This window comes from Bacillus sp. lyk4-R2A-2, assembly GCF_030209735.1.
In the GTDB taxonomy this organism is placed as follows: Bacteria; Bacillota; Bacilli; order Bacillales; family Bacillaceae; genus Bacillus; species Bacillus pumilus.
Genome location: NZ_JARVRK010000007.1, coordinates 114,034 through 132,438 on the forward strand (window position 1 = coordinate 114,034; position 18,405 = coordinate 132,438).

Annotated in this window: 17 protein-coding genes and 1 pseudogene; 10 read left to right on the forward strand and 8 right to left on the reverse strand. The window is 42.5% G+C overall.

Features of this window, described 5'->3' with window-relative positions:
- Nucleotides 1-12: 12 nt before the first annotated feature.
- The 3 genes from QRN39_RS15930 to QRN39_RS15940 form a co-directional block, all read right to left on the reverse strand.
- A complete protein-coding gene (locus QRN39_RS15930; protein ID WP_268460093.1) occupies nucleotides 13-1,155 on the reverse strand; it encodes an acyl-CoA dehydrogenase family protein in 1,143 nt (380 codons plus the stop codon).
- A gap of 142 nt (nucleotides 1,156-1,297) precedes the next feature.
- Nucleotides 1,298-2,836 carry a glycoside hydrolase family 10-like protein gene (locus QRN39_RS15935; RefSeq protein WP_268460095.1) on the reverse strand — a complete coding sequence of 513 codons (1,539 nt, stop codon included), beginning with the start codon at nucleotides 2,834-2,836 and terminating at the stop codon, nucleotides 1,298-1,300.
- 24 nt (nucleotides 2,837-2,860) lie between these two features.
- The gene (locus tag QRN39_RS15940) at nucleotides 2,861-3,667 is read right to left on the reverse strand and encodes a tyrosine-protein phosphatase (protein WP_212046636.1); all 807 of its coding nucleotides are present in this window, start codon (nucleotides 3,665-3,667) and stop codon (nucleotides 2,861-2,863) included.
- A gap of 122 nt (nucleotides 3,668-3,789) precedes the next feature.
- Here QRN39_RS15940 and QRN39_RS15945 point away from each other — a divergent pair, with 122 nt between their 5' ends.
- Entirely contained in the window at nucleotides 3,790-4,551 is a 762-nt protein-coding gene (locus QRN39_RS15945) for a DeoR/GlpR family DNA-binding transcription regulator (protein WP_212046635.1), read from the forward strand.
- 20 nt (nucleotides 4,552-4,571) lie between these two features.
- Here the strand turns inward: QRN39_RS15945 and QRN39_RS15950 are convergent, their stop codons facing one another.
- On the reverse strand, nucleotides 4,572-5,150 hold the full coding sequence (locus tag QRN39_RS15950; RefSeq protein ID WP_284907638.1) for a branched-chain amino acid aminotransferase: 579 nt from the start codon (nucleotides 5,148-5,150) through the stop codon (nucleotides 4,572-4,574).
- Between the two features lie 125 nt (nucleotides 5,151-5,275).
- Between QRN39_RS15950 and QRN39_RS15955 the strand changes: the two genes are divergently transcribed.
- From QRN39_RS15955 to QRN39_RS15980, 6 genes are all read left to right on the forward strand, one after another.
- Nucleotides 5,276-6,409 carry a CdaR family transcriptional regulator gene (locus tag QRN39_RS15955; RefSeq protein WP_106032535.1) on the forward strand — a complete coding sequence of 378 codons (1,134 nt, stop codon included), beginning with the start codon at nucleotides 5,276-5,278 and terminating at the stop codon, nucleotides 6,407-6,409.
- 77 nt (nucleotides 6,410-6,486) lie between these two features.
- The gene (gene glcD / locus QRN39_RS15960; protein WP_284907640.1) at nucleotides 6,487-7,896 is read left to right on the forward strand and encodes a glycolate oxidase subunit GlcD; all 1,410 of its coding nucleotides are present in this window, start codon (nucleotides 6,487-6,489) and stop codon (nucleotides 7,894-7,896) included.
- On the forward strand, nucleotides 7,893-9,236 hold the full coding sequence (locus QRN39_RS15965; RefSeq protein WP_251190442.1) for a (Fe-S)-binding protein: 1,344 nt from the start codon (nucleotides 7,893-7,895) through the stop codon (nucleotides 9,234-9,236). Before glcD ends, QRN39_RS15965 begins: the two co-directional genes overlap by 4 nt.
- Nucleotides 9,237-9,309: 73 nt before the next feature.
- A complete protein-coding gene (locus tag QRN39_RS15970; protein WP_095117940.1) occupies nucleotides 9,310-10,797 on the forward strand; it encodes a spore germination protein in 1,488 nt (495 codons plus the stop codon).
- 12 nt (nucleotides 10,798-10,809) lie between these two features.
- On the forward strand, nucleotides 10,810-11,910 hold the full coding sequence (locus QRN39_RS15975; protein WP_003212426.1) for a GerAB/ArcD/ProY family transporter: 1,101 nt from the start codon (nucleotides 10,810-10,812) through the stop codon (nucleotides 11,908-11,910).
- Nucleotides 11,907-13,007, forward strand: coding sequence for a Ger(x)C family spore germination protein (locus QRN39_RS15980; RefSeq protein WP_251190441.1), 1,101 nt, complete (start codon nucleotides 11,907-11,909; stop codon nucleotides 13,005-13,007). Before QRN39_RS15975 ends, QRN39_RS15980 begins: the two co-directional genes overlap by 4 nt.
- Nucleotides 13,008-13,022: 15 nt before the next feature.
- Here QRN39_RS15980 and QRN39_RS15985 read toward each other — a convergent pair whose 3' ends face one another.
- Nucleotides 13,023-14,000 (reverse strand): hypothetical protein, encoded by a 978-nt coding sequence (locus QRN39_RS15985; protein WP_284907642.1) that lies wholly within the window; start codon nucleotides 13,998-14,000, stop codon nucleotides 13,023-13,025.
- Between the two features lie 20 nt (nucleotides 14,001-14,020).
- Nucleotides 14,021-14,251 carry an excisionase family DNA-binding protein gene (locus tag QRN39_RS15990; protein WP_050944821.1) on the reverse strand — a complete coding sequence of 77 codons (231 nt, stop codon included), beginning with the start codon at nucleotides 14,249-14,251 and terminating at the stop codon, nucleotides 14,021-14,023.
- A gap of 290 nt (nucleotides 14,252-14,541) precedes the next feature.
- Here QRN39_RS15990 and uptA point away from each other — a divergent pair, with 290 nt between their 5' ends.
- The gene (gene uptA, locus QRN39_RS15995) at nucleotides 14,542-15,144 is read left to right on the forward strand and encodes an undecaprenyl phosphate transporter UptA (RefSeq protein WP_050944820.1); all 603 of its coding nucleotides are present in this window, start codon (nucleotides 14,542-14,544) and stop codon (nucleotides 15,142-15,144) included.
- A 40-nt stretch (nucleotides 15,145-15,184) separates the two neighbouring features.
- On the opposite strand, the gene QRN39_RS16000 is transcribed toward uptA, so the two are convergent.
- On the reverse strand, nucleotides 15,185-16,006 hold the full coding sequence (locus QRN39_RS16000; protein WP_284907643.1) for a uroporphyrinogen-III synthase: 822 nt from the start codon (nucleotides 16,004-16,006) through the stop codon (nucleotides 15,185-15,187).
- Nucleotides 16,007-16,149: 143 nt separating this feature from the next.
- On the opposite strand from QRN39_RS16000, the gene QRN39_RS16005 reads away from it, so the two are divergent.
- Entirely contained in the window at nucleotides 16,150-16,770 is a 621-nt protein-coding gene (locus QRN39_RS16005; protein ID WP_050944818.1) for an acetate uptake transporter, read from the forward strand.
- Nucleotides 16,771-16,808: 38 nt separating this feature from the next.
- Here QRN39_RS16005 and QRN39_RS16010 read toward each other — a convergent pair whose 3' ends face one another.
- Entirely contained in the window at nucleotides 16,809-17,828 is a 1,020-nt protein-coding gene (locus tag QRN39_RS16010) for an LLM class flavin-dependent oxidoreductase (RefSeq protein WP_284907644.1), read from the reverse strand.
- 174 nt (nucleotides 17,829-18,002) lie between these two features.
- Between QRN39_RS16010 and QRN39_RS16015 the strand changes: the two are divergent.
- A pseudogene (locus tag QRN39_RS16015) lies at nucleotides 18,003-18,405 on the forward strand (BclA C-terminal domain-containing protein); the annotation flags it as partial.

Here is an 18,405-nt window from a genome sequence, read left to right on the forward strand (position 1 = left end):
TTCATAACAGAATTAAGCTAACAATTGTCTTGCGATGACTAAACGCTGAATTTCAGAGGTGCCTTCTCCAATTTCCATGAGCTTGGCATCTCTCACAAGCCGTTCTACCCCGCACTCTTTCATATAGCCTGTTCCTCCGTGAATTTGGACAGCATCAAGACTTGCTTTTGTCGCCATTTCTGAAGCGAAAAGCTTGGCATAGGCAGCTTCTTTTGTAAATGGCTTGCCATGATCTTTCAGCCAGGCGGCTTTCCACACCATTTGTCTAGCGAGTTCTATTTGCATCGCCATATCTGCCAGCTTAAACTGAATGGCTTGGAAGGAAGAAAGGGTCTGCCCAAATTGCTTTCTTTCCTTAGCATAGGATAGTGAGGCATCAAGTGCAGCCTGCGCGATGCCAACTGATAAGGCAGCAATCGAAATTCGCCCCCCGTCTAAAGTGTATAAAAATTGCTTGAAGCCTTTGTTTGGATCTCCTAATATATGATGTGCTGGTACACGTACGTTGTCTAAAATGATTTCAGCCGTATCTGAACCGCGCACCCCCATTTTGTCATATGGATTTGTAATGGTCAGCCCTTTTTGCCCTTTTTCTACAATGAAGGCGGAGATGATTGGGCGTCCGTGCTCATCATGATCCGTGACCGCTGTGACGATAATGGTTCTGGCAAAATTGGCGTTTGTGATCCAGCACTTCTCCCCGCTGATCACATATTCTTGTCCGTCTTTGACCGCTTTTGTTTTCGTCCCTTTAGCATCTGATCCTGCATTTGGCTCTGTTAAACCGAAGGAACCGAGTGCTGTTCCAGAGGCCAGCGGGACGAGGTGATCCATTTTTTGTTCCTCTGTACCGAAGTAATACAGCGGGCTTGCGCCTAAGGAAACGGCCGCGGCATAGCTAAGACCTGTACTGGCACACTGTTTTCCGATTTCTTCTACAGCGAGTGCATATGAGATTGTATCTCCACCTGAGCCTCCGTATTTCTCTGGAAAAGGAATACCCATCAAGCCGAGCTCCCCCATTTTTTGAAAAGTTTGGGCTGGGAATACAGCCTGTTCATCAATGGTTTGAGCGAGTGGTGCAATTTCTTCCTTGGCGAATTCTTTGACCATCTGCCGGATCATTTGCTGTTCTTTCGTTAATTCAAAATCCATCATGTTTCCCCCTTTGGCTCTTTTCTATCATATTTATTAATCAAGTGGCTGCTTCATGCCAAGCTTGGCTGAATTCAGAAAATTAAAACAAAAATAATAGAAAAAAGCATGAACGAAGAAAATCCTCATTCATGCTTTTTCGTTATCTCACTCTTTTTGTAGAAGGTTTGCTTTCGTGATGAAGACGATTGAGAGCCGTTACTTTGTAAGTAACACTCTTATTCTGGTGAACTGAAAGATCTTTGACGGATGTCAGCGTACCAGTTTCTTTTCTAACAGTTTGAAGCAACTCATATGTTCCTTTCGTCGTCAATCGATAGACTGCATAATAGGATGCGGTAGATTGCGGATCATTTTTGATCTGTAAAGCTGCACCATCTGCTGTTTTTTTAATAGATTGAATGATTGGTTTTTTTGGCGCTTTCTGATGAAGCCAAGGCATTTCTGGAATGAGAGCCGGTTTACGGTACGCATCTTCTATCAATCGATTTTTGACATTCAAAGGGTTACGGTTGATATCCTTTAGGCTAAAGTGCATGCTTCCCTGTACGAGAGGTGACTGTCTGTTTAGCTGGATCTGCCGAAAGTATTCTTCTGGATCTGACCAAGCAGGATCACTGTTTTGATTAATTTTATACGTCGCCTGACCAATGTACAGGTGAACAGGCTCTCCCTTCACTTCATTTGACCACCATTTCGTGAGCACGTCATAGGCGGCTGCCTGAAAACCGATGCTCCAGTAAATTTGCGGGGTGACATAGTCGATATCATGCTGCTGAATCCACTCTCTTGTATCAGCATACAAATCATCGTAATTGGTCATCCCTGCTGTGGTATTTGAACCAGTCGGATCATCCTTTATGTTGCGCCATACTCCAAATGGGCTAATACCAAATTTCACATACGGCTTTACTTTCTTCACGGTGTCGTTGATTTGCTTGACCAATTGGTTCACATTATCTCTTCGCCAATCTTCTATATGCGTAAATGCCTTTTTTCCATATGTTTCATACGTTTCTTGATCTGGGAACGGCACACCGGCTATTTTATTCGGGTAAAAATAATCATCCATATGCACTGCATCAATATCGTAGTTTTTCACGACTTCTTCTATACCGCCGACAATGAACTCCTGAGCTTTTGGAATGCCTGGATTGAAATAAAGCTGATTTCCGTATGCAATGGTCCAATCAGGATGTTTTTTTGCCGGGTGATCGGCTGATAAACGGCTGAGATCGGTATGATTCATTGTGATGCGATACGGGTTAAACCAAGCGTGAAATTCGAGCCCGCGTTTATGAGCTTCTTCGATCATGAACTCAAGCGGGTCATACCCGGGATCTTTCCCTTGCGTGCCGGTTAAATATTCGGACCACGGCCCGTATGCCGAAGGGTAAAAGGCATCTGCTGTCGGTTTAATTTGCATGATCACGGCATTCATATTCATCGCTTTGATCTCATCTAACAAATGAATAAACTCTTCTTTTTGCTCTTTGACAGGCAGTCCTTTCTTTGAAGGCCAATCTAAATTATAAACCGATGCGATCCATACTGCGCGCATCTCTCTTGTGCTTTCAAGCTTCCCTTTTGGGATTGGACGAGCTAGACTGCTAGAAGGAATCAATAAGAATACAAACATTAAGATTAGTAATAGACACGTCATACAGATCTTTTTCACCATTTTTTGCATCACCTCATCATCAGTTTATTCCGCTTTTTGAGATCGAATGCCAGCAGATGGTGTCAGCAGGATGTTTTTCATTTCCTTGAGCTGGACTTCAGGGATGTCGCAAGCCTCGATTAAATACCGCTCTGCACTCCCGTATGTCTTCATCATTTCGTTTAGCACATCTTCCAGATAATCTTGCTGCACACCGAGAAGCGGCTGAATTTGCTCTTTTGATACCCGATATAAACTCATCATCCGGACAAATCGCTGCTGCCTTCTGACAAGCATTTTCACCCCTTCGTTAGAGCGCATGTATTCACTTAAAACGGCAGACATCGGTACACCTGCTGCTAATTGAATGAGGGCAGATAAAAAGCCTGTCCGGTCCTTACCGCTTGTGCAGTGAAGCATCAGCGGGTAATTGCTTTTATCTGAAAGCAGTGTGAACAGTTGCTGAATTTCTTCTTTACGCTCTGTGAGCATGCTTTGATATAAATCCTTCATAATCGGTGTGAAAGTGAAAGATTTCCCTTCTGCTACCAGCATACGAAACATGGTCCATTTACTTGGCATCTTACTGTCAGGATGCATGGGAATATGGACGATTTTGTTATGTTCCTTGATCTTTGGCGGATGTGATTTGCGTTCTGAGGCTGTACGGAGATCGCAAACAGTTTGAATCCCAAGGGTCGAAAACGTTTCGATATCTTGTTTCGTCAGACGGGACAAATCTGCGGATCGATAAATCATCCCCTCCCTGATCACCATTTCATCTGTTGTGTGAAGTCCCCCTACTTCTCTAAAATTCGCAAGCTTTGAAAATGGGTTGTTTGATTGATTCATAGAAGTGAAAGTCCTTTCCGTTACGTTCTTTTCTCTATCATACGCTTTTATCGAGATGGGGAAAAGAGAAGCCATTTGGTATAATGGAAAAAGGACATACGGTTGGATTGGAGAAATGTAGCATGATCAAAACAAAACGGATTCAGCAAATCAAAGAGTATGTGTTTGACCGGGAATCTGCCTCACTGGATGAGCTTGTGGCGCATTTTGGCGTTTCAAAAAACACGATACGCCGAGATGTACAAGCATTGGTCGAGTCCGGCGTGCTCAAAAAAGTATATGGCGGAGTGGCTGTGAATCATTCAACATTAGTAGTATATCAGGAGCGAAAGACCCATCAGCTGAGTAAAAAGCAATTGATTGGTCAAACAGCAGCTGCTTTTGTGGAAAATGGGGATATGATTTTTGTTGATTCTGGTACGACAACACTTGAGATGCTTCCCTATTTGACTGAGAAACAGGTGACTGTTGTGACCAATAATGTAGATTTCATCACACAGGCGATGCCTTATGAGAATCTCACTATCTTTTCCACCGGCGGGATGCTTGAGAGAAAAACGAATTCATTCGTTGGCTATCAAAGTGTAGAGCGTTTGAAAACTTACAATGTCAATAAAGCCTTTATCGCATCAACTGGTTTATCCATTGATCACGGCGTCACGAATTCGTCCCCGCTTGAAACGGATATTAAAAAGACGGTTGTTGAAAAGAGTGCCAAAACGTTTTTATTAGTGGATGATAGTAAATTTAATCATTACGCTTTGACCACATTTTGTCATTTGCAAGATCTTGATGTCGTCGTGACGAATAAACAGCCAAGTGAAGATTATCTTCAATATGGAAAAGAGCATGATGTACGGTTTGTCACGCCTTCATCAAAATAGATGGATCACAAAAAAACGGCTCAGGAATTTGAGCCGTTTTTTAATTCATTCATTTCAAGCTGCATGATCAGGCGGAATAAAAAGCGGTACACGGCAGAGATGACTTCAATGAAGGGCATATCTTCATGGATGTCCTCAAGCTCAAGAAGCTGTAAATTCACATCAAACAAACCGTCTTGCCCATTAAATTGAAGCTGCGCACCATTTAATGAAGCCAGCATGTCCTTTAGAATGCCTGTGTCTTTTTTAGGACGTTTGAAACCGAATAACACGGTATACGTTTGAAATACTTCGTCCCATTCAATGGCTAATCCATCGACTCTCACCACATCAAACCACTTTGATTCGATATAAATGAATTCTTTTTGATGTTGTTTTACATATGTAAGCGGTGTGTTTAGAAATGAGGCGCCCTCTGATTGAATCATGTCCTCGGATTCTTTGTCTACACGCTCAATATATACATCGCTAAAGCGTGCCTCTTCCTTTATTCTTGCACCCTCTAAAGGCCAATTGTGGCGCGCCGCTTCGTCATATTCAAAGTCTGTCAGCACTTGTCCTTCTTTCAATAGATCTTGTAAGCGATTTTGTAGCGACATGGCTATGTCTCCTTTCTTCTCCTTCATGTGCGTGTATTATTTTAGCATAACTCATGAAAAGAAAGATATGACTCAGCATATGATGGTATGATAGTGTCAAAAGATACATCTCGGAGGGGTACGTTTTGCTCACAATGACACTGGCAGAAAAAATCGTAGACGAGGTCAAAAAGGTGCTGACTGAGGAAATCATCATTACACAAACAAACGGCACCATCATAGCGGCAACAGATCCAGCGCGCATTGGTCAATTTCATGAAGGGGCATATTTGACATCCTTTGAAGGACAAAAACGAATCCTTACAAAGGATGATGAGCAGCGAATGAAAGGGGTCAAAGCTGGCATCAATCTGCCTATTTATTTTAAGCAAGAGGTCATTGGTGTAATTGGGATGACAGGAAATCCTGTCCATGTCTCTCCATTTGGCGAAATATTAAGAAAAATGACCGAATTGCTTATTCAAGAACATGAATTTTTTCTAGAAACGGAAACCGATGAACGGCAGCTTGAAGCGTTTGTGTTCGACTGGCTTCATCTGCCAGAGACAGCCATCGATCTCACTGAAAAAGCAGCGCGGCTTCAGCTTGATATCAATAAGCAGCGTGCGGTCGTCCTCATTGATTGTCACGATGAATCGTTTATGAAGCAGGATCAATACAAAAAAGTGAAGGAAATGCTGCATCTCACCAATCAGGAAATGATCGTCCGCTGGGGACATGCCCGCTTTTTGCTCATGCTACAAACCTCGGCAAATGACCGTGATACTTTGCGGCAGCGTCTTTTTCACATCCATGCTGCGCTCACCGCACATCCTAAGTCAAAGGTTTTGATAGGTGCGGGAAAACCTGCAGCTGGACAGATGATGAAGCAATCATTTCATCAAGCCTTTCGTGCTTTAAAAATGGCGAATGCAGATACACCGATTGTGTTTGATGAGGATTTAACACTTGAACTTTTTATAGAAGAAGTGAGTCAGGAAACAAAAGAAGTGTTCCTTGATCGAACGATTGTCCCGCTTCTCCCCTACCCTGAACTAGTGAAAACATTGCGTGTACTGATGACGTCAGATTGCTCATTGAAATATACTGCGGAAGCGATGCACGTACATATCAATACACTGCATTACAGGCTAAAACGTATCCAAGATTTAACGACCCTTGATCCGAAACGCATGCAGGATGCGATGCTCTTTTATTTAGCCTTGATGCTATTAGATCATCATCCAAATAAACGAGGCGAGAAGCCCGATATTTTGTAGAATCGTCCATAGGCATGAGGCGATTCTTTTTTTATACTGAAAGAAACGGTATGTCTAATCAGTAGGAGTGAATGCGTATGTTAAATTCTGAATTTATTAGTCAATTAAAAAAGATTGTCGGTGCGTCTCATGTACAGCGCAGTAAAGCCGATCGGCTTGCCTACTCTTATGATGCAACGCCTAATTTTCAGCATATGCCAGATGTCATCGTAAGCCCGCACGCGGCTGAGGAGATCCAGCAAATTGTTCGGCTCTGCGCCTCATATAAGGTGCCGATTGTGCCAAGAGGATCCGGTACGAACCTTTGTGCAGGCACCTGTCCGACACAAGGCGGACTTGTGATGTTGTTTACAAGAATGAACCAATTCATCGAAATTGACGAAGAAAACCTGACTGCAACGGTCCAGCCTGGTTTGATCACACAGGAACTCATTCACCAAGTAGAGGCAAGAGGCCTTTTCTATCCACCAGACCCAAGCTCGATGAAAATTTCGACGTTAGGCGGCAATATTAATGAAAATTCAGGTGGGCTCCGGGGGTTAAAATATGGTGTGACGAGAGATTATGTACTTGGACTTGAAGTGGTTCTGCCAAACGGTGACATCATCAAAACGGGCGGCAAGCTCGCAAAGGACGTGGCCGGGTATGACATGACCCGTTTATTTGTTGGATCAGAAGGAACGCTCGGAATTGTCACTGAAGCCACGCTGAAGCTTTTGCCGCTTCCAGAAACTAAACAAACGATGCTTTGTTTATATGAAAGCCTTGAGGAAGCAGCTGCATCAGTTTCGGCGATTATTGCAGAGCGTATCATCCCCGCCACGTTAGAATTTATGGATCAGCCGACACTAGAAGTCGTCGAAGACTTTGCCAAAATCGGCCTGCCGACTGACGTTCAAGCGGTGCTATTAATCGAACAGGACGGCAATCCTGAGGCTGTTTCCCGTGATATGCAAAGCATTGCAAAGGTTTGTCAGCAGCACGGTGCAAAAGAAGTGAATATCGCACACTCTGAAGAAGAAGCAAGTGCCCTTTTAACAGCGAGGCGAGCCGCTTTATCTGCCCTCGCCCGTTTAAGCCCTACGACCATTTTAGAAGATGCCACAGTGCCCCGTTCTGAAATTGCGAACATGGTGCGCGCGATCGAAGACATTGCGAGAGAGTACGACGTGAAAATCTGTACATTTGGTCATGCAGGTGACGGAAATCTGCATCCTACTTGTGCAACTGATGCAAGAAATGAAGAAGAAATGAAGCGGGTTGAAGAAGCATTTCAGGCCATTTTTGAAAAAGCAGTCTCCCTTGGTGGCACCATTACGGGTGAGCATGGTGTGGGTCTAATGAAAGCCCCCTATTTGGAGCTAAAGGTCAAAAAAGAAGGAATCGCTGCAATGAAAGCGATCAAACAAGCGCTAGATCCAGCAAATATCATGAATCCTGATAAGGTGTTTGGAAAAGCGGCAAGGAAGCGAGTGGTGGTCTCATGAATTCCTCTAAACAAACAAAGATTCAGCAAACATTTCAACAGCAAATGGATGAAAAGGAGCTGCTCAATTGCATGCGCTGCGGCTTCTGCCTCCCTTCCTGCCCTACTTATATTGAATCCGGTCAACAAGAAACGCACTCACCCCGCGGCCGAATTGCTTTAATGAAGGCGGTAAGAGACGGCGTGATTGAGCCTGATGAAGACGTCGAACATTCATTGAACCTTTGTCTTGGCTGCCGTGCATGTGAACCGGTTTGCCCCTCAGGCGTCAAATATGGACGTTTACTTGAGGATGCAAGAGACATCATTCAGCAGCACAAGAAACAATCCCTTCCTGTCAAATTTGTGAGACGTGTTGTGTTTAAAGGACTCTTTCCTTCCCAAAGCCGAATGCGTCAAGCGGCTGGACTACTGCGATTTTATCAAACCTCTGGTCTGCAAACGGCCGCCCGCAAGTCTGGCATGCTAAAGGTACTTCCGCCGCATTTACAGCTGATGGAAGAGGCCCTTCCAAAGGTGCCGCGACAACAAAAAAGCCGTGCGTTAGAATACAAAGCCATTGGCACAGCAAGAAAACGTGTCGCCTTTTTTACTGGCTGCTTAATGGACACCGTTTTTTCCAGCACAAACGAAGCGACCATCCAGCTTTTGCAGCTGGCCGGCTGTGACGTTGTCATCCCTCCTGTTCAGACGTGCTGCGGTGCACTTCATGGTCATAGTGGAGAAAAAGAGCAAGCGAAAGAGCTAGCAAGGCGGAATATTGAAGCATTTGAGGAGGTTGAGGCAGATGCCATTGTCATGAATGCGGGCGGATGTGGTGCCTTTTTAAGTGATTATGATCATTTACTAAAGGATGATCCGCCTTTTCAAAAGCGAGGTGAAGCCTTCTCACAGAAAATCACGGATATATCAGACATTCTCGTGGAGCTGGAATTTCACGGCCGTACGCCGCTTGCTTTGCCAAAGCAAGTCATCACCTATCAAGATTCCTGTCATTTGCGGAACGGAATGGGTGTACAGCAAGCGCCAAGGGTGCTCATGAAGGCAATTCAAGGGGTATCATTTAAAGAAATGAAGGATGCCGACCGCTGCTGCGGATCTGCTGGAATTTATAATATCTTGCAGCCACAAATGTCGATGCAAATTTTAGATCATAAAATGACAGAAGCTAGTCAAACAGCTGCGGCTGCTATTGTCACGTCCAATCCAGGCTGCCAGCTGCAAATGGCAGCAGGTATCAAACGTTCAGGACAATCGAACAGCATGCGTGCTGTTCATCTCGTAGATTTTTTATTAGAAGCGGTTCAATATGGAAAAGAAGCGTCCAGCACATCAAGCTGAACGCTTTTTTTCATGCATATCTTCCGGCAATTGGTTGGATAATAGAGGCAAATTCCGGAAGGAGATGGTTCAAGTGCTGAAGAAAAACAAACAACATCAAAAGGACCCAAATTCAGTATTTGAGGCATTGTCACGTTCCTCTGATTTTACAAACGAGTTGTCACGAAGTGAAGGGTTTCTTTATCGAATTTCTTTTTTTCGTTCTTTAATTAATGGGCATCTACTCCATGAACAAATTTTGCCCTGCATGAAAGAATTACATCTCACCCCTACTCTTGAGGAGCTGAAAGAACGAATTCCCATTGAACAGTCCGTCATCACGACCGATCTTCAGGAAGTGGAAAAAGCGCTTCATTTAGGTAACTTGGCCATTCGGCTCGAAACGGATTGGGGCAAAGCGCTTCTGATCCCGATTGAAGAAAAGAAAGGCAGACAAGTAGGTCCGCCCGAGATAGAATTTGGCATTATTAGTGCACAGGAAGCATTTGTGGAGGTTTTGGATACCAATTTAAATTTGGTCAGACGGCGGCTGCCGACACCGAACCTGAAAGTGTCAGAAAAGACGGTTGGCACGCTTTCGCAAACAAAAGTAGCGGTGCTATATATTGAAGAGATTGCTAATCCGACAAACATTGAAACCGTTCTCCAGCGTATTGAAGACATTGATTTTGATCAAATTTTAGATGCAAATTACCTTGCACAGATGCTTTATGATGTGTCCAATACGATCTTTCCGTTGTTTTTAAATACAGAAAGACCCGACCGCGTCTCTTCAGGTTTATCAGAAGGGAAAATTGCCATATTAGTGGATGGCTCGCCTCATGTCTTGCTTGCCCCGACGATTTTACTTGAGTATTTTTCCACTATGGAAGACTACAATATGTCGTGGATTGCGGCTTCTTGCTTTAGGCTGTTACGCATATTTGCTGTGATATTTTCCATTTTTGCGACACCTTTATATGTAGCCGTTTTAACGTTTCATTATGAGCTAATTCCAAAAGACTTATTAGAAACCATTGTGGCCTCCCGCTATCTTGTTCCATTTCCTCCAATCATTGAGGCGCTATTTTTAGAGATTTCGATTGAATTACTAAGAGAAGCGGGTTCGAGGCTTCCGGCTAAAGTCGGTCAGACGCTCGGGATTGTTGGAGGGATTGTCATTGGACAGGCTGCTGTGGCAGCAGGATTAACAAGTAATATTTTACTCATTATTGTTGCCCTTTCTGCTCTTGCCTCATTTGTCACCCCTATTTACAAAATGGGCAGTGCCATTCGGCTGCTGAGATTTCCCTTTCTACTTGCGGCACAGGTGTGGGGTGCATTAGGTATTGCAGTGATGGGATCATTCCTTCTCACCCATTTAATGAAATTAACGTCTATTGGACGTCCGTATCTAGAGCCTATTTTTCCGCTGCGCCTGACAGATCTAAAGGGCAGTTTGATTCGCCCTCAGCTTCGTTTTTTGAATAAAAGACCGGAAAATTTACGCCCACAAAATGAAACCATCCATCGGCAAAAGCCTAAGCAAGGCCGTAAGGGGAAAAATGATTTTTATGAATAAGGAAGTGAAAGCATGAGTTCTTCTTCTGTAAAAGAGAAATTTCAAGTTTCCCCTTTTTTTGTGTTTTTTCTCGTTAATGCTAATCAAGTTGGTGTTGGCATTTTAAACTTTCAAACAAACCTTGTTCGTTCTATGAATAATGATGGATGGATCGCCATTCTGATTTCTGGCTTCAGTGTCAATGTCATGATCTTTCTTATGTACATGATGTTTAAAAAGGCCCCTTCGGATGAATTTGGTGATATCACGCAATATGTATTTGGCAAGTGGGTTGGGCAATTATTCAACATTCTCTATATCTTATATTTTGCTTCTTTGTCGTTGACCGTTCTCGTCCATTATATGGATGTGATCCATGTATGGCTGTTTAAAGAAATTCCTGGTCTATTGTTTGCGTCTGTACTTCTGCTGCTCGTGTATTACATTCATACCGGCGGGTTTAGAACGATTGCTGGATGGGCATTTTTTAGTATTGTACTGACGTATTGGATGACGTTTATTTGTTTTTATGCCATGAAATATAGTCACATTCGTTTCATGTTCCCGATGTTTGATCATACATTTTCGCAGCTGTTGATGGGAGTCAAAGATGCTTCATTATCCATGTTTGGTTTTGGCACACTGCTTGTCTATTATCCCTTTATTAAACATGCGCAGACGTCTCAAAAATTTGCTCACATGGGGGCATTATTTACGACATGCTTAAATTTACTCGTCTTTCTCGTCTCCATTGCGTATTACTCAAGTGCTCAGCTTAAATTAACAAAATGGCCGACGTTAACGTTAACAAGCATTGTGAAGCTCCCGTTTATCCAGCGCTTTGAATTTATCGAAGTGTCTCTTTGGCTGCTTTTAATCATTCCGAATATCGCGATTCCACTGTGGGCCGCGAGCCGAATGGCAAAACAAGTGCTTCATACAAGCCAGCGCGTCACGTTCATCGCGCTCAGCATCCTCATTCTGGTCATGTTTTCATTTTTTACGGGGGCGACTTCTTTTGAAACCTTTAACCAATGGGTGGAATATAGCGGATACTTTCTTGTATATGGCTTGATTGTCTGTATGGTTATTGGACTGATGTTGAAAAAAAGGTGGGTGAAAAAACGAGCATGAAACATTATATACTCACGGGTCTCATGTTGTTTAGTCTCTTTTTAACTAGCTGTGCACAGCCTCGCCTTTTAGATGAATTAAATATCTCTCAGGCGGCAGGATTTGATTTAATCGAAGATGGAGAAATGAAGGGCTTCTTTGTCTTCCCTGTCTTTAAAAGTGAGGAGCAAGGAAGTTATCAAATATTAAGCGCAAGGTCAAATACCATTAGTAATATTCAGTTTCTCGTATCAGAAAAATCACCTTTTCCAGTCGTCATGGGTCAGGTGCTCGTTATTTTAGTCAGTGAAAAATTAGCAAAGGAAGTCGGCATGATCGATTTAATGAATTACATTTATCGTGATCCTATCATTGGTTCACGCCAAGTGTTTGCGATTGTAGGCGGAGAAGTTGAAGATTTATTATATACAAAAATGAATCAAACGAACTTAAATATAGGTGTGTATCTCTCTGATCTGTTGTCCCAAAATATGCGAAATGGCAATCAACCTGTCACTAATCAGCATATTTTCATGAATCAGATGCTGGCAAAAGGAGTCGATGCTTACCTGCCTTACATCAAGAAAACTAGCAACGCCATTAAAGTCACAGGAGTTGCTCTGTTTGATCAGGAAAAAATGGTCGGTCATATCCCTGGAGAAGACACGTTCACATTTAAAGCGATGATTGAAAATCATAAAAATGGTATCTACGAGTTTCAATTGGCTGATCAAGGAAAGACCCATGTCGTCATTGAAAATATCAAATCACATGTGTCCTACCAGATCAAACCAACGAATAACCTAACAAAAAAGCCTCATATCACGATTGATATCAAGCTGAAGGGCGAATTAAAAGAATTCATGAAATCCAAGAAAATTGATAAACCGAATATATTGGACCATGTCGAAAAAGAAGTTGAAAAACGTGTCGCCCAGCAAGGACAAGACCTTGTTCAGTCCTTTAAAAAGCAACATATTGATCCGCTTGGGCTAGGCTTAAGGTATCGATCAAAAGACAAAGCTATGACACCAGAAAAATGGAAGGAAATCTATCCTGATGCGGATGTACAAGTTAAATGCCATATGAAAATTGTGCAAACTGGTGTCAGTCAATAAAGGAATTGGAAATTATTAGAAAATATCTTCTTTGTTGTTCAATATGGTAGACACGTTCGTTTTGACTCTTGGAACGCAGTCTTTTTGAAGATAGTCATTTAACGTGTTCTCTACTTCACTTTTATCTGTGTGAAGGATCTTAGGTGAACATTGTTCCACAAGGACCGGTCTATTCCCTTTAGCACAGTGTGTCATTGTTTCAAGGGCAATTAAACTGAAAGGTCTTCCTTTGTCTAGCCATGTTTTCATTCTATCCCAGGTTGGACAGCTTAAAGCTGCCAGCCTTCCCCAATGAACGTGAAAATGAGTGCAAGTGACCTCCATCCAATTTAATACTTTGTTAGAGTGGAAACGGTACAGACAGATAAAAGCAGCTGTCGGTAATTCTTTTTCACTGATCGATTTCAATTTCTCTATCACATGTTGTAAACCTTCATCTTCGGGCAAACTGCTGGCCGCTGCCCAAGAAAGTGGATAAAGAAATTCTTCGTCAGCCTGATTCACCAGTTCCCTTACCCACCCAGCGGCAGATGTACCTAAAACATCAGCCACGATTTCTAACATGCGTGATTTCACTTCGATATGCTGAGTTTCCTCAAATCGGCTTTGAACAGAGTCTAAGGTCCTTTGCTGATCATGCTGTTTCAGCGCATCAATGACATCATCCTCAAGAAACCACCTAGTAATTGAGAAGTCTATTAAAGACGCCAAATCTTGCCGCACGTCTTGTAATATGGGGGCTTTATCTTCTTTGGTGACGATGACACCATCCAAAGCCTGTCCATCCTCTCCATAAAAGTCATCATGCAGTAAAAATTGTTTAGGAGAATGGAGAACGGCTAAGTTATACCATTCAATCGGTCGTAAAGAATTGTTGATTAGTCTCTTGTGACACGGCTGACATAATTGATAAGGTTGTTTCGGTTCATCAGTATCTTCTACCACATTCATTGCGTTTTTTTGACAGGCTTCACATAAGACGACTTTTTCCACTCCATTCACTTCCTTTGAATCTAATCTTCATCCTTTACATCTGGATCTTCAGGAATCGGTTCATTTAAAATCTCTTGGACGAGCTCTTTGTATTGTTCAAGCTGCTTCATATGCGTTTGAAACTGTCCTTGATAAATGAGATATGATTCTCCGTCAAATACAAAACGGATCTTTTTTTGCTGAATTAATTTCTCAATATACGCCTCTGATACTTCTAAGTATTCAGCTGTTTCTTCGATTGTTAAATACATGTTAATGCACCACCCGTTCGTTTCATCTAACAAATTATATCATGATCTGTTGAAAAAAACGGAAGCCGCCTGTTCATATTTTCTTTCCTGATATCATGATAACAAGTGTTCAGCAAGTAGATCGTCTAGGTGCGAGCAAATATGGTATGATAAAGTTTGCTAGATGGGCGTTTTTCGGTTTGACCTTCAGAGAGGTAAGCGGAAAGCAGACTCATGAGAGAAACAAAACAAGCATAGGCTTTTATATGGATGCTTGAAGAAAATTCGTATTTAAAGGCAGAGTGAAATGAATGGGAACCTTGTTTAATGAAATTTTAACTTGGCTGACAAGCCTTGGTTATGTAGGTGTAGCACTAGGTCTGATGATTGAAATCATTCCGAGCGAAATTGTTCTTGCTTATGGCGGATATATGGTGTCAACAGGAACAATCGGTTTTGTTGGAGCTGTTATCGCCGGCGTCATCGGAGGTACGCTCGCACAGTGTTTTATATACTGGATCGGTCTTTATGGCGGAAGACCTTTTTTAACAAAGTACGGAAAATACTTATTCATCCATGAACATCATATCGCCACTGCAGAGCGCTGGTTTGATCGATATGGAACCGGTGTGGTGTTTACAGCGCGCTTTATTCCTATTGTCCGCCATGCCATCTCCATTCCAGCCGGTATTGCCAAAATGCCTTTTTTGAAATTTGTTCTCTTGACGGGATTAGCTGCCATCCCTTGGTCTATCTTGTTTATTTATCTTGGCATGCAGCTCGGGACAAAATGGGATCACATTCAAAGTGTTGCTCACGCTTATACAACCCCAATTATGGCCATTGCGATTGTCCTGATCGTTCTCTATTTCGTCTTAAAAAAAATTCGTACGAACCGAAAACGGACAATCTAATGAAAAGCGCCTTCCACTGATCTAGTGAAAGGCGTTTTTTCTATGAGTGTAAGGATTGTTTTTTCATATATTGAGATAATTCCATAATCATTGCACCCATTCTCTCAAGTGACGGGGCGAGAATCTGGTCAATTCCCTCTTCTTTTAAAGCTTCAGCTGTGACTTTTCCAACAGCTACTGCCAGTACGGGCTGCTCGAATAGCGCTTGGAGTTCTTCTTTTCTTCCCCATTTTGCCGCTAGTGTGAAAAAGGCGTGCACCTGAACAGCGGTTGTAAAACAGACGGCTTGGACTTTTCCATCTTTCATTTCTTGAAGCAATGTTTCTGCGGCTTCTGGTTCAGGTGGTGTGTGCTGATAAGGTAAAAGCGGCAATACATCTGCCCCTTTGTCATGTAAAAACTTCATGAGAGCCGGAGCGTTTTCTCCGTGCAGCTGCACCATGACACGTTTGCCTTGAAACTCTTTGCCTTCAAGCTTTGAGATTAGGTCACGCACCGTTCCATCTTCATCAGATACGTCTGGCTGAATTCCGCGTTTTTTGAGTGCAGCATAGGTTTTGTATCCTCTTGAAGCAATCTGTGCATTTGATAGAATGTGCATAAATTCTTCCCCTAAATGAAGCTCTTCTGCACTCTCAATTAATGTATCAGTCCCGATACCCGTTGTTAAAATCACCCAATCGGCGCCTTTTTTCACAAAGGTTTCAATGCCTGGCTTTAACTCCTCTTTGGCTAAAAATACGGTTCCTTGAAGAGAACGAATAACGGCTTGTCCCCCTTGCTTTTCGACAAGTGTACGCATTTCTTCTGTTTTTCTCGTTCCACAAATGGCAATCGTTTTTCCAGCTAAGCCTTTACTCAATTTTATCCCTCTTTTTCTATCACATTTGATATGTATTAAATATAGATTTATTTGGAAGACGTTGCAAGTGTCTACTAAAAAAGAGCTTGACGTTTCGATCTAATTCGAGTATCTTTTGTAAGTGCAAATTGTAGGAGGTCATTATGGAAAAACAGAATGTTCAAGCTTATCGATTATCAATTGCAGACCCAACACCACTTGGTTTGTTTGGTTTAGCAATGGTGACGCTCGTTGCGTCCTCACAAAAACTAGGAATTACAGATGGCACTTCCCTTATTTTACCTTGGGCTATCTTCCTTGGAGGCATCGCGCAGCTGATCGCGTCCATACAAGATTCAAAGCATCAAAATATTTTTGGAGCCACTGCCTTTGGCGCATTCGGTCTTTTTTGGATGGGCGTTGGTACGACTTGGCTCATTCAAGCGGGCGTTTTTGGGAAAACGCTTGCGGAAGCAGCAGATCCAAAACAACTAGGTTTTGCGTTTATCGGATATTTAATTTTCAGCTTGTTTATGACGATTGGTGCAATGGAAACACATAAAGTATTATTTTTGATTTTCGTCTTTATTGATTTCTTATTCCTTGGTCTTTCCCTAAGCTCATTTGGTGTGATGTACGATGTGACTCATACCATTGCCGGTATTGCAGAATTGATCATTTCCCTGCTTTCTTTTTATGGTTCAGCAGCAGTTGTGCTCAATACTCATTTTGGCCGTACTGTACTGCCAATTGGACAACCATTTCGTATTTTTACAAAAGCATAAGTAAAAAAAGAACTGCTTTGTGCAGTTCTTTTTTATGTTTATTTTTCTTGTGCCTCTTGGAAGATCTCGCTGATGATTTCATATGAACGCATTCTTTCTTGATGGTCAAACATATCCGAATTAATCATCACTTCGTCTGCTTGAGTAGCTTCAACAAAGGCTTCCAATTCTTTTTTCACCTTTTCTTTATCCCCGATCATTGTTGAACTTAATTGTTCATCCACCATCACTTTTTCATATGGACTCCAAAGGCCGTCCATACTGTCGACAGGCGCTTTGAGTTTTCCTGGAGTATTTCGAATGAGACTCAAAAACCGCTGATAATGAGAGGTTGCCAAATATTCAGCCCGCTCTGTTTGATCTGCAGCAAAAGCTGTCACCCCCACCATGGCATAAGGCTCTTTCAACACATCAGAAGGTCTAAATGACTGTCTATACAACTCTAAAGCAGGAATTGTATTTTTAGGTGAAAAATGTGCCGCAAAGGCAAATGGCAATCCAAGCTCTCCTGCAAGTCTTGCGCTAAAACCGCTTGAACCAAGCAGCCAAATCGGAATGTTTAGACCCTCTCCCGGAACGGCTCTTACATGTTTTTTGACCTGTCCGGTTGGTTTAAAATATTGCCGAAGTTCTTCTAGCTGCTCAGGGAAATCTTCTCCATTATGAAGATTACGTCTAAGCGCCCTTGCCGTTAACTGATCTGTCCCTGGTGCTCTGCCAAGACCTAAATCAATTCTCCCCGGATATAATGTCTCAAGTGTGCCGAATTGTTCAGCAATGACAAGTGAAGAGTGGTTTGGCAACATAATTCCACCAGATCCTACTCGAATTTTTTCGGTTCCGCCAGCAATATACCCAATTAAAACGGACGTTGCTGAACTTGCAACACCTTCCATATTATGGTGTTCTGCCAGCCAGTATCTATGATAACCCCACTTCTCCGCCTTTTTTGCTAAATCCATACTATGTTCAAAAGATTCCTTAATGGAGCCTCCTTCTGTCACAGAGGATAAATTTAAAACGGAATAAGCTGTACGCTGTAAAACTGATTGACTCATAAATGATGTCCCCATTTCTGTCAAAAATCATACTAGTTTCATACTTTCAACACCATAACATAAAATCATCAAACATTTAAATGATTTGATTCGATGATTTTCGAAATGATGATTTTCTAGGTTTTACTTCCAATTTAAAAATTTGCACATAGAATGAAATATCAATTTTAGGAGATGGGCAATTTGTACAATCAATTCGATCACAAATGTCCCTTTTGCGGTAAATATCATGAACAGCCTCATTACAAAAGATCACGTCATGACCGTTCTCAAAGAAGAGACTGTCCATTTATCAAACAAGAACTTTCGAAACAAAATAGACCTCAAGGAAATCCTCTCTGTCACAGTGCAAAAGGAGAAAAACAATCAAAACCAATTCAAAGGGTTGGACGAAGAGGTCCCGCTGGGCCTATAGGACCCACCGGACCTGCTGGCGCTACTGGGGCAACCGGTGCCACTGGTCTAACCGGAGATACTGGTCCTACTGGACCTACAGGTGTAACTGGAGATACCGGTCCAACGGGAGCTACTGGTGCAGGGTTAACAGGTATTGAAGCGTTTGATCCGGTAATCAGCC

Coding starts and splice junctions, on each gene's coding strand:
- QRN39_RS15930 (WP_268460093.1), bottom strand. CDS start 1,155: ATGGATTTTGAATTAACGAAAGAACAGCAAATGATCCGGCAGATGGTC.
- QRN39_RS15935 (WP_268460095.1), bottom strand. CDS start 2,836: ATGGTGAAAAAGATCTGTATGACGTGTCTATTACTAATCTTAATGTTT.
- QRN39_RS15940 (WP_212046636.1), bottom strand. CDS start 3,667: ATGAATCAATCAAACAACCCATTTTCAAAGCTTGCGAATTTTAGAGAA.
- QRN39_RS15945 (WP_212046635.1), top strand. CDS start 3,790: ATGATCAAAACAAAACGGATTCAGCAAATCAAAGAGTATGTGTTTGAC.
- QRN39_RS15950 (WP_284907638.1), bottom strand. CDS start 5,150: ATGTCGCTACAAAATCGCTTACAAGATCTATTGAAAGAAGGACAAGTG.
- glcD (WP_284907640.1), top strand. CDS start 6,487: ATGTTAAATTCTGAATTTATTAGTCAATTAAAAAAGATTGTCGGTGCG.
- QRN39_RS15965 (WP_251190442.1), top strand. CDS start 7,893: ATGAATTCCTCTAAACAAACAAAGATTCAGCAAACATTTCAACAGCAA.
- QRN39_RS15975 (WP_003212426.1), top strand. CDS start 10,810: ATGAGTTCTTCTTCTGTAAAAGAGAAATTTCAAGTTTCCCCTTTTTTT.
- QRN39_RS15980 (WP_251190441.1), top strand. CDS start 11,907: ATGAAACATTATATACTCACGGGTCTCATGTTGTTTAGTCTCTTTTTA.
- QRN39_RS15990 (WP_050944821.1), bottom strand. CDS start 14,251: ATGTATTTAACAATCGAAGAAACAGCTGAATACTTAGAAGTATCAGAG.
- uptA (WP_050944820.1), top strand. CDS start 14,542: ATGGGAACCTTGTTTAATGAAATTTTAACTTGGCTGACAAGCCTTGGT.
- QRN39_RS16005 (WP_050944818.1), top strand. CDS start 16,150: ATGGAAAAACAGAATGTTCAAGCTTATCGATTATCAATTGCAGACCCA.
- QRN39_RS16010 (WP_284907644.1), bottom strand. CDS start 17,828: ATGAGTCAATCAGTTTTACAGCGTACAGCTTATTCCGTTTTAAATTTA.